Origin of the sequence: Reichenbachiella sp. MALMAid0571 (assembly GCF_040151475.1) — a bacterium.
GTDB lineage: Bacteria > Bacteroidota > Bacteroidia > Cytophagales > Cyclobacteriaceae > CAXBNB01.
The window spans coordinates 162,578-177,254 of the sequence record NZ_JBDKWG010000139.1; the positions used below are offsets into that span (position 1 = coordinate 162,578).

At 38.2% G+C, this 14,677-nt stretch carries 15 protein-coding genes; 11 read left to right on the forward strand and 4 right to left on the reverse strand.

Features of this window, described 5'->3' with window-relative positions:
* Nucleotides 1-140 precede the first annotated feature (140 nt).
* The 6 genes from AAOP42_RS15755 (at nt 141) to AAOP42_RS15780 (ending at nt 2,990) form a co-directional block, all read left to right on the forward strand.
* A complete protein-coding gene (locus AAOP42_RS15755) occupies nt 141-704 on the forward strand; it encodes an RNA polymerase sigma factor (protein ID WP_349529500.1) in 564 nt (187 codons plus the stop codon).
* Nucleotides 705-918: 214 nt separating this feature from the next.
* Nucleotides 919-1,143, forward strand: coding sequence for a hypothetical protein (locus AAOP42_RS15760; protein WP_349529501.1), 225 nt, complete (start codon nt 919-921; stop codon nt 1,141-1,143).
* Entirely contained in the window at nt 1,128-1,349 is a 222-nt protein-coding gene (locus AAOP42_RS15765) for a hypothetical protein (protein WP_349529502.1), read from the forward strand. The genes AAOP42_RS15760 and AAOP42_RS15765 overlap by 16 nt, the downstream gene beginning before the upstream one ends.
* 406 nt (nt 1,350-1,755) lie before the next feature.
* Complete coding sequence (locus AAOP42_RS15770; protein ID WP_349529503.1) at nt 1,756-1,896, forward strand: type II toxin-antitoxin system HicA family toxin; 141 nt, start codon at nt 1,756-1,758, stop codon at nt 1,894-1,896.
* Nucleotides 1,893-2,228, forward strand: coding sequence for a type II toxin-antitoxin system HicB family antitoxin (locus AAOP42_RS15775; protein ID WP_349529504.1), 336 nt, complete (start codon nt 1,893-1,895; stop codon nt 2,226-2,228). The genes AAOP42_RS15770 and AAOP42_RS15775 overlap by 4 nt, the downstream gene beginning before the upstream one ends.
* A gap of 180 nt (nt 2,229-2,408) precedes the next feature.
* Entirely contained in the window at nt 2,409-2,990 is a 582-nt protein-coding gene (locus AAOP42_RS15780) for a hypothetical protein (RefSeq protein ID WP_349529505.1), read from the forward strand.
* Here the strand turns inward: AAOP42_RS15780 and AAOP42_RS15785 are convergent.
* Complete coding sequence (locus AAOP42_RS15785; RefSeq protein WP_349529506.1) at nt 2,987-3,202, reverse strand: YodC family protein; 216 nt, start codon at nt 3,200-3,202, stop codon at nt 2,987-2,989. The two genes, AAOP42_RS15780 and AAOP42_RS15785, sit on opposite strands and share 4 nt — an antisense overlap.
* Before the next feature lie 4 nt (nt 3,203-3,206).
* The gene (locus AAOP42_RS15790; protein WP_349529507.1) at nt 3,207-3,431 is read right to left on the reverse strand and encodes a YodC family protein; all 225 of its coding nucleotides are present in this window, start codon (nt 3,429-3,431) and stop codon (nt 3,207-3,209) included.
* A gap of 253 nt (nt 3,432-3,684) precedes the next feature.
* On the opposite strand from AAOP42_RS15790, the gene priA reads away from it, so the two are divergent.
* Nucleotides 3,685-6,207 carry a replication restart helicase PriA gene (priA, locus tag AAOP42_RS15795; RefSeq protein ID WP_349529508.1) on the forward strand — a complete coding sequence of 841 codons (2,523 nt, stop codon included), beginning with the start codon at nt 3,685-3,687 and terminating at the stop codon, nt 6,205-6,207.
* 43 nt (nt 6,208-6,250) lie between these two features.
* Nucleotides 6,251-7,015: a GDSL-type esterase/lipase family protein gene (locus AAOP42_RS15800; protein WP_349529509.1), complete on the forward strand. Its 765-nt coding sequence runs from the start codon at nt 6,251-6,253 to the stop codon at nt 7,013-7,015.
* Nucleotides 7,016-7,030: 15 nt separating this feature from the next.
* Here AAOP42_RS15800 and smc read toward each other — a convergent pair whose 3' ends face one another.
* Nucleotides 7,031-10,585, reverse strand: coding sequence for a chromosome segregation protein SMC (gene smc, locus AAOP42_RS15805; protein ID WP_349529510.1), 3,555 nt, complete (start codon nt 10,583-10,585; stop codon nt 7,031-7,033).
* Nucleotides 10,586-10,645: 60 nt separating this feature from the next.
* On the opposite strand from smc, the gene AAOP42_RS15810 reads away from it, so the two are divergent.
* The 3 genes from AAOP42_RS15810 to AAOP42_RS15820 all read left to right on the forward strand — a co-directional run bounded on the left by AAOP42_RS15810 (nt 10,646) and on the right by AAOP42_RS15820 (nt 13,949).
* Nucleotides 10,646-11,179 carry a hypothetical protein gene (locus AAOP42_RS15810; protein WP_349529511.1) on the forward strand — a complete coding sequence of 178 codons (534 nt, stop codon included), beginning with the start codon at nt 10,646-10,648 and terminating at the stop codon, nt 11,177-11,179.
* A gap of 112 nt (nt 11,180-11,291) precedes the next feature.
* Nucleotides 11,292-11,753 (forward strand): (2Fe-2S)-binding protein, encoded by a 462-nt coding sequence (locus AAOP42_RS15815; protein ID WP_349529512.1) that lies wholly within the window; start codon nt 11,292-11,294, stop codon nt 11,751-11,753.
* Nucleotides 11,754-11,777: 24 nt separating this feature from the next.
* Nucleotides 11,778-13,949 (forward strand): xanthine dehydrogenase family protein molybdopterin-binding subunit, encoded by a 2,172-nt coding sequence (locus tag AAOP42_RS15820; RefSeq protein WP_349529513.1) that lies wholly within the window; start codon nt 11,778-11,780, stop codon nt 13,947-13,949.
* A 96-nt stretch (nt 13,950-14,045) separates the two neighbouring features.
* Here AAOP42_RS15820 and AAOP42_RS15825 read toward each other — a convergent pair whose 3' ends face one another.
* Entirely contained in the window at nt 14,046-14,492 is a 447-nt protein-coding gene (locus tag AAOP42_RS15825) for a hypothetical protein (RefSeq protein WP_349529514.1), read from the reverse strand.
* Between the last annotated feature and the right edge of the window lie 185 nt (nt 14,493-14,677).

Sequence of the window (14,677 nt, forward strand, 5' to 3'; positions counted from 1 at the left end):
TAAAAGCCTCATAACAATTTGTTAATTGTGATATATCATTACTAGTCAAATTAGTTTTAGCAAAAAGTCATATTATTGCACAATAAGATGCCAGTATTTTGATCGTCAAGAAAAAAGTAGTCCGAAATTTGTTAACTCGAATGAGTGAATCATCCGATCAAGGTGCTTTTGAAGAATTGTTCAATCTCTATTATACATGGCTGCATTCAGTGGCTGTTTCCATTGTAAGAAAGAAGGAAGATGCCGAAGAAATCGTTGGAGATGTATTTCTGAAGCTTTGGGAAATCAGAGATGGTTTTACCAGGATCAAAAATCTGGAAACCTTTTTATATACCGCTACTAAAAACAAATCTTACGATTATTATAGAAAGGATTCTAAAATGCATTTGGTAGAGTTTGAAAAGGATTGGAAAGAAAAAGAATACATCATTTCTCCGGAGGATGCCTTTTTGTTTGAAGAATTACAAACTAAGTATCAGGAGGCCGTCCACAATCTGACTCCAAAATGCAAAGAAGTTTTTTTATTGGTGCGGGAAGAAGGATATTCCTATAAAAAAGCTGCAGAAACGCTTAATGTCTCACACAAAACCATTGAAAATCATTTGAGGGTCGCCATTCAAAAAATCAGGGAAGAAATGATCGTTTACATTGCCTCTTCTTCTTCTGACAAAAAAGCCAGTTTTATATTGTTTTTCTTGTTTTGAGGGTGGGGATTTTTATAGATACTAATTCGGGATCAAACATATTTAACATCAGGCTAACTAAATTGTTTTATAGTTTCATTTTGCACCTTACGGGTATAGTTTAGCAGGGAATTATACCAGAGAACCAAGGTTTGGTAGTACCCACATACACTATAGCTAACTGTACTGCTTGAAAATGATAATAAATCGTTACTTTGTAGAAAAGTATTTTAATATGAGTACTACACAAGCTTTAAAACTGGAATTGTTGGAATGGTTGGCTACAGTTCATGACCAAAAATTGATCAAGGAACTTTCCAAGTGGAAAGAAGAACATCAGCGCATCAGTGTAGAACAATACAACCGAGAATTGGACGAAGCAGATGCTGAAATTGACCGAGGCGAATTTATTACTCATCAGCAGGCAGTCAGTGAAATAAGTGAATGGAGAGAAAAATAGTATGGAACAAACTACCTTCCAAAAACTTCGCTAGTGAGCTTATGCGGATAAGCGAGCAATCTTTCCAAAATGCTGAAATTGTTGAGAATGCCGTTTTATCCACTATTGAAAAGATAAAATCACAACCCGAGCGGTATCCTACAGATAAACACAAAACAAACAACAATGGTAATTTTAGAGCATTTGAAACCCACACTACAGGGTAGCTTATCGTATTACTGACACTGAGATAAGAATACTCAGAATTCGTCATGTAAAGCAAGAACCGAAAACGTATTGAAGGAGTCACGCATTACGCTATCGCTAAATGCGCGCCAGTGGAGTTGCCTCTCGTTTTCTGAGTAATTGATCTTTTTACTTACCCATGTAATGTGTTTAGCCATTTTGACCAAGTGCATGATTGAATCTCAAATAAAGGCATAAGTTTTTTTCGACTTGTCACTTAGATGTTAATAATCAAAACCTAAATAAAAAATTGTTAATTGCAACTAAATACAGTTACTTTGAGTTATGTCTAAAAAGGAAAAGCTGATCAAAAGGTTTTTGAGTGTGCCATCTGATTTTCACTACGATGAGCTGGTGAAACTTTTAGGATATTTTTAGTTTAATGAAGTGAAAAAAGGAAAGACATCAGGATCAAGAGTGAAGTTTGAAAATAAAGAAGGGATTCCAATCATTCTTCACAAACCGCATCCGAGTGGGATTATGAAAAAGTATCAAATGAAGCAAATTCTGGAAATGTTAGAGCTATGAAACATTTAGAATACAAAGGTTATACAGGCAGTATAGAGTATAGTGCGGAAGATAATTTACTCTATGGGAAAGTATTAGGATTAAGAGGACTGATCTCTTTTGAAGGAGAAACAGGTAAGCTGCTAGAAGAAGATTTTAAGGAAGCTATTGACACTTATTTGGCTGATTGTAAAGAAGAAGGGAAGACGCCAGAGAAGCCTTTTAAAGGCAGTTTCAATGTTAGAATACCTGCTCAACTTCACCAGAGAGCAGCACTTTTAGCGATGGAAACTAAAACTTCTTTAAACAATTTCGTAGCGGAAGCTATTCGACTTAGGGTACAGAAGTCATGAAAAAATACAGGCTTCCTCGAAAAGAAAAAAAGTCATTGAACCGAGGCTTTTGGTTGTATCCTGCGGATGAAAAGGGCAACTCTTTGATGGATCAAAGTAAGATTTGTTGGGTAGAATGAGTCTCGCATTACGCTATCGTAAAAATTTACGTTAATAGGGTATAATTTTTAAATTGCAATCATGAAACAAACAGAAAAGAAAGACCTCATACTACGGTATCTCTATGAGAAAAAGGATGACAATAAGGAATACAATTTAAGGTCTATATTGGATGAAAATCAAGTAGAGACAAGTGTTATGGAAGTGTCTAGAATAGCTGATGACCTTGGAATGGATAAGTTTATTTACCTAAATAACCTGAGTACCAAGCTTAAAAAGGGGAAAATTACATCAAAAGGAATAGATTATTGTGAAGCGGATTCTTATACAAATAAGGGACAGAGTATTATAAATAATTATAATATTATTAATAGTCCTCAATCCAATATTATTGCAAATTCAAATCAGGTGACAATAAATCAAACTACACATGATAAGGCGGCATCAATCATAAATGATATAAAGGAAGAATTAATAAAAGGTGAGAGTTTTGAGTTAGAATTTAAACGAGAGGTTTTAGAATGCTTATCCGAAATCCAGAATGGAATAGCCAACAAGAAAGCTCCAAAATTTGCACTGAGAAGCCTTTTGTCAATGGTAGGTGATACTTCTTCGATATCAGGCTTGGTACTTAGTTTGGTACAGTTACTTGGAGGCGGTTAAGGTAAAATGTTTTTGTACTTGAATGGTCTATGAGGCACAAATGGCTTAAGTGTATTCTGATGAAAAGAATGAGATTGATATGTTCCATTGCCATCAATCCATTCACATGTAACATCTTCGCCATCTTCGGGCTCATACCCACTTACAACCATTTTTGTAGAACTTGATTTATGTACTACTTCATCTCCTATTTTAAATTTTTGTTCTGCCATAATATTAATAATACTTATCGCATGACCTCCTTGATGTAGAAGTACTAATCGAGAAGGGTTTATATAATTCTAGTAAATCCTCTGGAAAAGCCCTCTCTTCTGGTTTTTTGTCCACGAACCAAGTACAAATCACCTCATTACCACCTTCTGGTTCATAGTTTTTAACTGTCATTTTTGGGCCACCAGACTTAAGGTACACCACATCGCCAGATTTAAATTTTTGTCCCATATTTTGATAAATTAATACTTATATCAATTGAAGTTCAAAGATACAAAATTTCAAATAACATAAATAGGAGGGGTGTCAAAAGAAAACAACTCATGGCACACATTTAACCATTTCGGAATAATACCTGACTATAGATTTTTATTTGTAACGTCTAAATACAATTCACCATAGAAATCATTTCACACCAAATAAAACTATCTGCATCTATCCTTTAAAATCATTCATTTTACAATAGATTTGTGAAAAGAGCTGCGTGTCACAACTTCGATTAAATAGCGATTCTGAGGAGATTTTTGAAGAGAGAAAAACCTGGTTTGCGGATGTCATTGTCCCCATACCACTGCCGGGTGCATATACCTATCGCATTCCGCAGAAATTCGAAAATGAAGCCGCAAAGGGCTGTAGGGTAATAGTCCAGTTTGGCAGGAGAAAAGTCTATACCGGTATTATAGCTAGGTTGCACAACGACCCACCTGCCAGCTATGAAGCTAAGTCCATTCTTGATTTACTGGACCATGTACCTTCTATCAACGACATCCAATTGGATTTTTTCCGATGGATCGCTCAATACTACATGTGTACCAGCGGCGAGGTACTCAATGCCGCCTTGCCCAGTGGACTTAAGTTGACCAGTCAGTCTTTCATACAACTTAATCCTCAATTCAATGGAGAAGAAGCTGACCTTACGGACAAAGAATTCATTTTACTCGAATCGCTGAAGAGCAACGACAAGTTGAGCTATGAAGAGGTGTCGGAATTGTTGGGTGTAAAGCAAATTCACCCCATTCTCAAATCGTTGATTCAAAAGGACAGCATTTTTTTATTCGAACAGGTAAAAGACAAATACCAGCCTAAGAAACTAAAGAAGATCAGGCTGAATGGCAAATATTTTGAAAACCAAAATGAGCTCTCACTTCTTTTCGAAACATTAGAGAAAAAGCTAAAACAGCAGGAAGTATTGTTGAAATACCTCACTTTGGTACCAATCGAAAAAGGATCTGACAGAAACAACAACGGCATAGAGAAATCCGAAATCCTAAAAAGTGGCATTTCTGAATCGTCACTGAAAACGCTTGTGAAAAATGGCGTGTTTGATGAGTATGAGGAATATGTTTCCCGATTCCCTGATTTGGAGCGATCAAATTTGGTAGAAATTACTTTGTCAGAAAGTCAGGAAGAAAAGAAAAAGGAGCTGTTAGCTGCTTTTGAAAACCATGGCACGGTGCTACTTCATGGTATTACCGGAAGTGGTAAAACCGAGATGTATATTTCACTGATTCAGGATGCTTTGGCAGGTGGAGGTCAGGTGTTGTATTTACTCCCTGAAATTGCCCTGACCACTCAGATTGTAAGCCGTCTGATGCGTGTATTTGGAAACAAAATGGGTATTTATCATTCCAAATACTCTGATAACGAAAGGGTAGAAGTCTGGCAGGGAGTTTTGTCCGGGAGGTTTTCATTTGTGGTGGGTGTAAGGTCAGCGATATTCCTTCCTTTTGATTCATTGGGACTGGTTATAGTAGACGAAGAGCACGAATCGTCCTACAAACAATACGATCCTGCTCCAAGGTACAATGCCAGAGACCTGGCCGTAGTTTTAGGTAATTTGCATCGGGCAAAAGTATTGCTGGGTACGGCTACTCCATCATTAGAAAGTTATGAAAATGCCCTTGCAGGAAAATACGGTTTGGTAGAAATCCACGAGCGTTATGGAAATGCTGTGTTACCGGAATTTGTTTTAGCCAATCTGCAAGTAGAGAGAAAAAGGAAAACCATCAAAGGAGATTTTACTTCTGTCTTATTAGAAGAACTTGAAAGGGTGTTGGAAAGGGGAGAGCAGGCCATTCTTTTTCAAAACAGAAGAGGCTATTCACCTTTTATTACTTGCAATGATTGTGCGCACGTCCCCAAGTGTGACAATTGTTCTGTGAGCCTCACTTATCACATGTATTCCAATACCTTGAAGTGCCACTACTGTGGACATCAGGAGGCAGTGCCTCAGGTATGTACCGCTTGTGGTTCTACAGGTATTCGTACGGTTGGTTTCGGGACTGAAAAACTGGAAGAAGACCTGAAGCTGCTATTTCCGCAAGCCAATATCCAGCGGATGGATCAGGATACCACCAGAAGCAAGTATTCTTATCAGACGATCATTGATCGTTTTGAAAATAAGGAAACAGATATTCTGATCGGTACACAGATGGTGAGCAAGGGACTGGACTTTGACAATGTTTCGCTCGTTGGTGTTTTTGATTTTGACAGGATGATTCATTTTCCGGATTTCAGGTCATTTGAGCGTGCCTTTCAACTGGTGACACAAGTAAGCGGGCGTTCCGGCCGAAAGGACAAAAAAGGCAAAGTCATTATACAGGCAAGTGATGTGGACAGTCCTATATTAGATCAAATTGTAAGGCATGATTATCTTGGGTTTTACCAAAGAGAAATACTGGAAAGGCAAAGTTTTTCGTATCCTCCTTTTTTCAGGTTGATAAAAATTGTTTTCCGCCACAAGGAGAAGGAGCTGGCTGAAAGTGCTGCAAACGCTTATGTTAAATTGATTTTACCTGAGTTGGGAAAGAGAAGAATATTGGGCCCGCAAGAACCTGTTATTTCCCGTATCAGAAATTTATACCTGAGGGAAGTATATATTAAAGTAGAAAAACAGGGAGTGAATATCAACAAAGTAAAAGAGATACTGTATTTGAAATCAAATGAAGTATTGAAGCTTAAAAAACTGGGTGGTTTAAGAATAACTTTTGATGTCGATCCTGTTTAAAAATAGTTTGTTAATTGAAAGCTAAATCTAATAACTGACCATTATGAAGGCAATTTTGAAAAAAACATTTTCCATACTATCAATATTATTCCTGTTAATTTCTTGTGTTTCAACAGAAAACAGAGATACTGGTCATAGCCAGAGCATAAAAAATCTGGCGGCTTTAGCCACAAAAAAAGATAGTGAATCGTGGAAAAAACGCCATCAGGAGATTGTAGGGAGACTCGATAAAAATCCACAATTGATCTTAGTTGGTAATTCTATATTTCATACGCTGGACAATGAAGACCGCAAGGAAGTTTGGGAGAAACACCTCGATCAATATCAGACCGTCAACATGGGGATTTCCGGAGACAGAACAGAAAATGTGATTTGGAGGCTTCAAAATGGCACCATTGAAAATATTAATCCCAAGGTTGCCATTGTATTGATTGGTACCAATAATACCGATGGAAATCACTACCTAAGCATTAGTACTCCTGAAGAATTGGAAGGAGGAATATGGAAGATTTGTGAAATATTGAGGCAGAAGTTACCAGATACCAAGATTGTTTTGCTTGGTATTTTGCCTTATGGATACAAACCCAATCACCGGGATAACATCAACAAAGCCACGAACGAACGAATTGCTAAATTTCCTGAAAGAGATGCCAATATCTATTACCGCAATATTGGAGGAGTCTATTTGAATGAAGATGGCAAAGTGAAAAAAGAACTCATGCCTGATTACCTTCATCCAAATGCCGAGGGGCATTTGCTAATGTTTGATGCCTTGGAAAAGGAAATAGCTGAACTGATGAATGAGTAGGGTTTTTGAGGCTGCTTAAGCCAGTTCTTTCAAATCCACCGGAACTACTCTGGATACACCTTGCTCTACCATGGTAATGCCATAGATGATGTCTGTGGATGCCATCGTACGTTTGTTGTGCGTTACAATAATGAATTGAGATTCGCCTGAGAAGTTGCGGATGATGTTGTTGAACTTGTCGATGTTGGCATCATCCAAAGGAGCATCTACTTCATCAAAAATACAGAATGGAGCAGGCTTGAGCAGGTAGATCGCAAACAGCAGGGCTGTAGCCGTCAATGTTTTCTCACCACCGGAAAGTTGATTGATGGATAGCGGTCTTTTGCCTTTTGGCCGGGCAATAATATCAATAGCGGAATCAAGAGGTGCATCAGGATTAGTAAGTGTGAGATCGCATTGATCCTCGTCAGTAAACAATGATCTGAATACTTTGATAAAGTTTACTTTTATTTTATCAAAGGCATCCAGAAAAGTGTCTTTTGCTACAACGTCAATTTCAGCTATGGTGGTAAGCAATGATTCTTTGGCTTTGACTAAATCATCTTTTTGAGTGGTGATAAAATCATGCCTTTCTTTTATTTCTTCATAAGCCTCCATCGCCATAGGATTGATAGGCCCTATGTTTTCCATTCGATTTTTGATTCTATCTACCTTTTCTCTCAGTTCTTCTTCAGAAAGAGCTTGAGCTTCAGCAACAGCTTTGTTGTCAGTGTCGTCTTCTTTGTCTTCCAATAGTGAATCAATATTGACATTGAACTCAACAGACAGCCTTTCTTTTACCGAACTGAGCTGAAGCTTTGTTTCATTCAATTGTCCTTGCAGTTCCATGATAATGGTATCGGTTGATTCACGCTCACGTTGTATTTCTCTGGCTGTTTTTTCGTTCTTTTCGATAACCTCTCTACAGGAATAATATTCTTTTTCAGCTTCGTTTACTCCTTTTTCAATAGATTCTTTCTCATCATACATTTTGATAAGCTCATCATCGTTTGATTCAGTTTTGGAGATAAGTTGTTTTATTTCCTCGTCTGTTATTTTCAAATCAGACTGGTTTTTTTCAATCCTTTCCTTCGAAGCTTCCAGGTTATTTTCTTTATATGAAATTTCCTGTGCTATGCTAGATACTTTGTTTTTTTGCTGATGAAAAATAATATTTTCCTGATTGTAAGCTGTAGATTTTTCATTCAGCAGTTCGTTGAAGGAGGATACTTCCTCTCTTATAGTTGCATATTTAGCTTCTATTTCATCCAATTCCTGTTGGTACTTTTCCTCTTTTGGCCTTAATTCCTCTAGTTCTTCTTCCAGCACAGTAATGCGATCAAGGATGTCCTCTTTTTTGTCTGTGTTGGCAGTGAGCATTTCCGAAAACTGCTCTTGTTTGGTCTTGAAAGAAACATACTCTTCGTTTACCCTCTGCAATTCCGTCTGTACCACTTCCAATTCCTCTTCATGGTTGTGTTCTTTGAGGCGATGGAGGTCAGATACTTTTTCTTCCTGATTTTGATTTACTTCATGCAACTTGGCTTTAAGTTTTTTGATAGTAGCAGCAAGTTTTTCAAGATTTTTTGCCCTTCCTATTTTTTTTCCTTCAAACAGCCCTACTGACCCGCCTGAAATACTAAATTGGCGGTTTATCACTTTGCCACTTTTAGTTATCAGAACACAGTTCTTGCTATTCTCCCGGGTAGGTTGATTACCTTCTGTGATATACACATTGTCAAGTATGAATGAAATCAATTTCTTGTATTTCGACTCAAATTCCATCACTTCCGTGGCAGGTTTTGCATTTTCTACAAATTCTGTTTGGGTTGATTTGAAAGTGTCAAACCTATCCAAAATAAAGAAATGAGCCTTGCCTCTGGATGCATCGCTAAGTAAGTTGATTGCTTTGTATGCCTCCGCCTCTGTATCTACTATGTAGTAGTTCATATAAGGTTCGAGGTAGTTTTCTACCGTTACCCTGTATTCTTCAGGACAAGTTAGTATGTCAGAGAGGAGTGGAGCATCCTTGCTCCAGGACTTGTCTTTTTTTAGAAATTTAATTGCCTCTGGAAATCCTTCCAGATTGTCCACAAGAGACTTGGTGAGGTTGTATTCATTTTGGGAGGCATCCAGTTTTCTATTCACCTGAGAGTGTTCGTCTCTGATTACTTCTATGGTTTTTTCCAAAGAAGAAATCCTCTTTTTTAGCTCTTCATCTTTAGATTTCAGGTAGTCGTACTGTTGTTGCTTCTCAGTTCTCAGTTCGTTTATTTCTTTGAGCCGCTGTTCAAATGAATGGATGCTTTCTGTCTGGACATTGCTGTCTGAAGATGCTTTTTCCAGTTCCTGCTTTAAGGCACTGAGTTGAAAAGTTTTCAATTCAAGTGATTTGGTAGATTGATAAGACTCCTCTTTTTTGTTTGAAAGTGTAGTGTTTAATATTTCTGCCTGAGTCCTGAGTTCTTCTGTTTTGTTTTTTTCATCTTCATAGTCTTTTTGCAGGATATTCAACTTTGCTTCTACCTCTGCTAAAATCTTTTCGGATGTTAATTTTTCATTTCCCAGACTACTAATGGAAAAAGATGCCCGCTCGCTACTTTTCCTGTCTTGCTCTATGACTTCTTTCAGGTTGTCGCTTTTGTCATTTAAAAACCTCAACCTTTCGTTTTTTATTTTCTTGTCACTTTCGTATTGACGAATGCGATTGACATGTTCATTTAAAGTTTTTTGTCTCGACCCTAAGAGTTTTTCCCTGCCAACCAGCTCTGCTTTTGTTTTTTCAACTTCGGCTTCTTTTTCAGCGAGTTGTTTGTTTAAGCTGATTTTTTTATCGTTTACCTCTTCAGACTGCTTGTTTAGACTATTGAATTTATCTTTTTGTTGTTGTACCGTTTTTTTTGCCAGTTCAACACTCAGTATTTTGTAGTCTTCTTTGATCTGATAATACCTCTGGGCTTGTCTTGCCTGTTTTTCCAGCGATTTAAGGTTTTTTTCTATTTCAAACAAAAGGTCATCTACTCGATCCAAATCAGCGTCTGTATCATCGAGTTTTTTCAATGTCTCTTTTTTTCTGATCTTGAATTTGGAAATTCCGGCGGCTTCTTCAAACAGCCCTCTTCTTGAGTTGTCCTTGTCGTTCAGTATGTTATCCACCATACCAAGCTCAATAATGGCATAGCTGTTTGATGCAATACCTGTATCCAAAAACAGGTTGGTGATGTCTTTTAACCTACAGGTGATACCATTGAGTTGGTACTCACTTTCTCCTGAACGATAGTATCTTCGGGTAATTGTGATGTTAGAATATTCAGTAGGAAGGAGGTTTTTTGTGTTGTTGAATGACAGTGAAACCTCAGCCAGTTGTGTTGGTTTTCTGTTTTTCGTGCCATTGAAGATGATGTTTTCCATCTTCTCAGATCTGAGTGATTTTATTTTTTGCTCACCTAACACCCATCTGATAGAATCTACTACATTGGATTTTCCACAGCCATTAGGTCCAACAATACCAGTTATACCTTCGTCGAAATTTATCGTTACCTTATCCCCAAAACTCTTGAATCCTTTGATCTCTAACTTGGTAAGCTGCATTTAGTAAATAGTAATTTTATGTAAGCCAACAAATTTAGAATTATTTTATAAATTTGGGTTATGGAAGACTCTAAATTGTGGTGGTATATTATTCTTGGAGCGATATATTTTTTTTCAAAATTTCTAAAGAAAAAGAAAGCTGCAAATGCTCCGGAGGTGGACACGGAAGAAAGAGAAGATTTTGATCAGGAAAACGAGTCAACATCCAAACGAAGAGCACCTTCTTCGATAGAAGATATTCTAAAAGAACTTACAGAGCAATCTGCTCAACGCAAGGAAGTAAAACCCGTCCCTCTTCCTGATCCTATTCCGGAGAGAAAACCCCAACAGGTTGAAGCCTATTCCAGAGAACCAAGACCTCTACCTCTGCTATCTACAATGGAAAACATAGAAGCTGTGAGGGAAGATGAAGAGATTGACATAGTTCCTCATAAGCAGATGCAGCGAGACAGGCCTGTGTATGAACGTTCGACTAAGTTTGCTATTAAGGAAGAACAAAATGACATGGCAGAAGAAATCCATGACTTATTCCAAGAAGAAGATGGGCCAAGAAAGGCGATCATATTGAGTGAGATACTGAATAGGAGGTATTGATATTTTTAGAAAGTACCTCAAGCACTAATTGTTTTTGGTTTTACAGTGTCAACCTTTGATGTTTTTCTACAAAACATTAACTTAACAATAATTTTCACTACATAAATTTCTTATGGCTTCTTATACTATTTCTGTAAATGGAAAATCACAACAGGTAAATGTAGATTCGGACACTCCTTTACTTTGGGTTTTGAGAGATACGCTTGATTTGGTTGGTACTAAGTTTGGATGTGGAATAGCGCAGTGTGGTGCGTGTACAGTTCATTTGGATGGTGATGCCATTCGGTCTTGTTCATTTCCAGTTTCAGCTATTGGAGAAAAGAAGGTCACTACCATCGAAGGACTTTCTGCTTCCAATGATCACCCTTTGCAACAAGCCTGGCAGGAGCATGACGTGCCTCAGTGTGGCTATTGTCAGGCCGGACAAATTATGAATGCGGCATCATTGCTCAATAAAAATCCACATCCGAGTGATGATGAAATAGCCAATGCCATGCATGGAAATATCTGCAGGTGTGGTACTTATGTAAGAATTAAGGCAGCTATTAAATCAGCCGCAGAGAAAAATTCCTAGTCTTCCAACATAAAGCACAAAACTATGTCTATCATAAAAACACAATATAACCGTCGGTCATTTTTGCAGGTATCGGCAGCTTCAGGTGGAGGGTTGCTATTGGGATTCAACTGGCTGACTTCATGTACTTCATCTCAAATGGCTGATGTACCAAAGGAATGGTTTGATATCAATGCATTTATAAAAATCGGAGACAATGGAAGTGTAACGATATACTCACCCAACCCTGAAATTGGACAAAATGTAAAAACTGCCATGCCATTGATAGTGGCTGAAGAACTGGATGTAGATTGGAAAAATGTGACTGTAGAGCAGGCTGACCTGAATACCGTGAAATACGAACGCCAACTGGCCGGAGGAAGCCAGTCTATCCGTCATGGATGGAATGGGTTAAGAATGGCTGGAGCTACTGCCAGACGAATGCTCATGGAGGCAGCAGCAAAACGCTGGCAGGTGTCTATTGATGAATTGACCACTACAAATGGGGTCGTGATTCATGAAGCCAAGGGTAATAAGCTTAACTATGGAGAGCTTGCTTTTGATGCTGCTACAGTTGCAGTGCCAGAGGAAGTAGAGTTGAAAGATGCCAAAGACTTTAAGCTCATTGGCCAGAAGATCAAAAATGTTGATGGGAAGAAAATAACCAATGGTACTCCGTTGTTTGGGTTAGACTACAAGAAAGAAGGAATGCTCATCGCTATGGTGGTGCATCCACCTGCTTTTGGCCTTAAATTAAAATCATTGGATGATAGTAAGGCTAAAGCCATGTCAGGCATCAAGGATGTATTATTGATAAATACCGCTCCCAAAGAGAAGCAATGGTCGGATACAAATGCCTTTCCTGATTTGGTGGCTGTGGTAGGTGAATCTACCTGGCAGGTGATGAAAGCGAAAAAGGCTTTGACAATAGAATGGGAAGAAGATACGCCACTTGAGAACAGTGAAGATCATGAACGGAAAATGAACGAAGCTCTTTTGAGTAAGGAAGGTAATGTGGCCAGGCAGGATGGAAATACGGCCAACGCTTTCAAAAAAGCAGCTAAAGTCATTGAAAGTGTATATAGTGGGCCGTTTTTGGCTCACAATACTATGGAACCAATGAACTTCTTTGCTGATGTGAAAGCAGATAAAGCAGAATTGGCAGGTCCAATCCAAACACCGGAATTTTTAAGAAAATCTACGGCTGACTTGTTAGGACTTTCTGAAGATAATATTTCTATACAAATGACCAGAATGGGAGGAGGTTTCGGACGGAGATTGTATGGTCATTTTGGGTTGGAGGCTACAGTCATTTCTCAAAAAATGCAGACACCCGTCAAGCTGATATATGCAAGAGAAGACGATATGACTCAGGGTACTTACCGGCCTGCAACTAAAATAAAATACCGTGCAGCACTAGATGATAACAATAATTTGATCGGATTTGAAGCTAAAGGAACAGGGGTTCCGGGCAGCCCGTTGTTTCCAAATAGATTTCCGGCGGGAGCTGTTGATAATTACACAGCAGAAAGTGTAAAGATCGATACCAATATTTCAACCGGAGCTTGGAGAGCTCCGAGATCAAATTTTACAGCTGGTGTGGAGCAGTCATTTCTGGACGAAGTGGCTGAAGCAGCAGGCAAAGATCCGATAGATTTCAGGTTGGAACTGTTTGATCGTGCAATTAGCAATCCTGTAGGGGAGAAGAATGATTATGATCCAGAGCGATATGCAGGAGTGTTGAAGTTGATCAAAGAAAAGTCTAATTGGGGCGCAGATACTCCGGGAGTATTTCGAGGTGTTTCTGCGTACTATTGTCACAATTCTTATGTAGCTCAGATTGTTGATTTGGTATTGGAAAATGGAAAGCCAAAGTTGAAGAAAGTGTGGTGTGCAGTTGATTGCGGTATAGTAGTGAACAAAGAAGGAGCTCTGAACCAGATAGAGGGTGGAATAATAGATGGTATAGGGCACGCAATGTACAGTGCCATGAGTATTAAAGATGGAAAACCAGAGGCTCATAATTTTGATAAATACCGTTTGATTCGCCACAAGGAAGCACCTTTAGAAATCGAGACTTTCTTTGTGGAGAATGGTATTGATCCAACAGGGCTGGGAGAGCCCTCTTTACCACCAGTAATTGGAGCACTTGCGAATGCATTGTATCAGGCACTCGGTAAACGCTTTTATACCCAGCCATTTGTGGATCAGGTGTGAAACTTAGTTTGAAAGAAATATGATTTAGAGCTTACCTTCATTAGGTAAGCTTTTTTGTTTTCAAAGTTGAGCGGGAAACGATTTCTTTCCCAAAATCTAAAGCATTGATGCCTTATAGAGCGTGTAAAATGACACGCCTAATAACACAGTGCCAATAATTGTAAGGAGTCCATAAAAGCCTTTTTGAGTCCACCATGAATACAACTTGGCATCTTCATGGTTGTCAAGATTGTACCGGAGGTCTAGTTCATCACCTATATCATAACCTAATTTAGTATCACCATTGTAATGACGAAGTATATGCTTGGTGTCATCTAAAGTGTATTCTATATGAAAATAGTAGTTGGTAATTTTCCCGGTATTATTTTCATCTCTGCCATACGTAGTTTCTGACTCACTTGCTTCTATTTCTTTCAGTATTCCCTTGACAGGTGAGGCATTTAACATCCAAATTTCATTTTTCCTTTTTAGAAATCTGGCCAGGAAAATGACCAGAATGCCAATTCCAAAGAAGATCATAGACATGATGTGCAGGTTGTTCATAGTGTGATGTTTGATAAAAAGAAAACAAACATAAAAAATGAGCAATAAATTGGATATACCCTTGAATGGGTATATTGGATGGTCTCAGTTTTAAAATGAATTGCCATCAAATTAGATGGAAACGGATACTTTTTTCAATTAATTAATGGATTAAATACTTATAACTTTTAGTTATTAATCTTTTA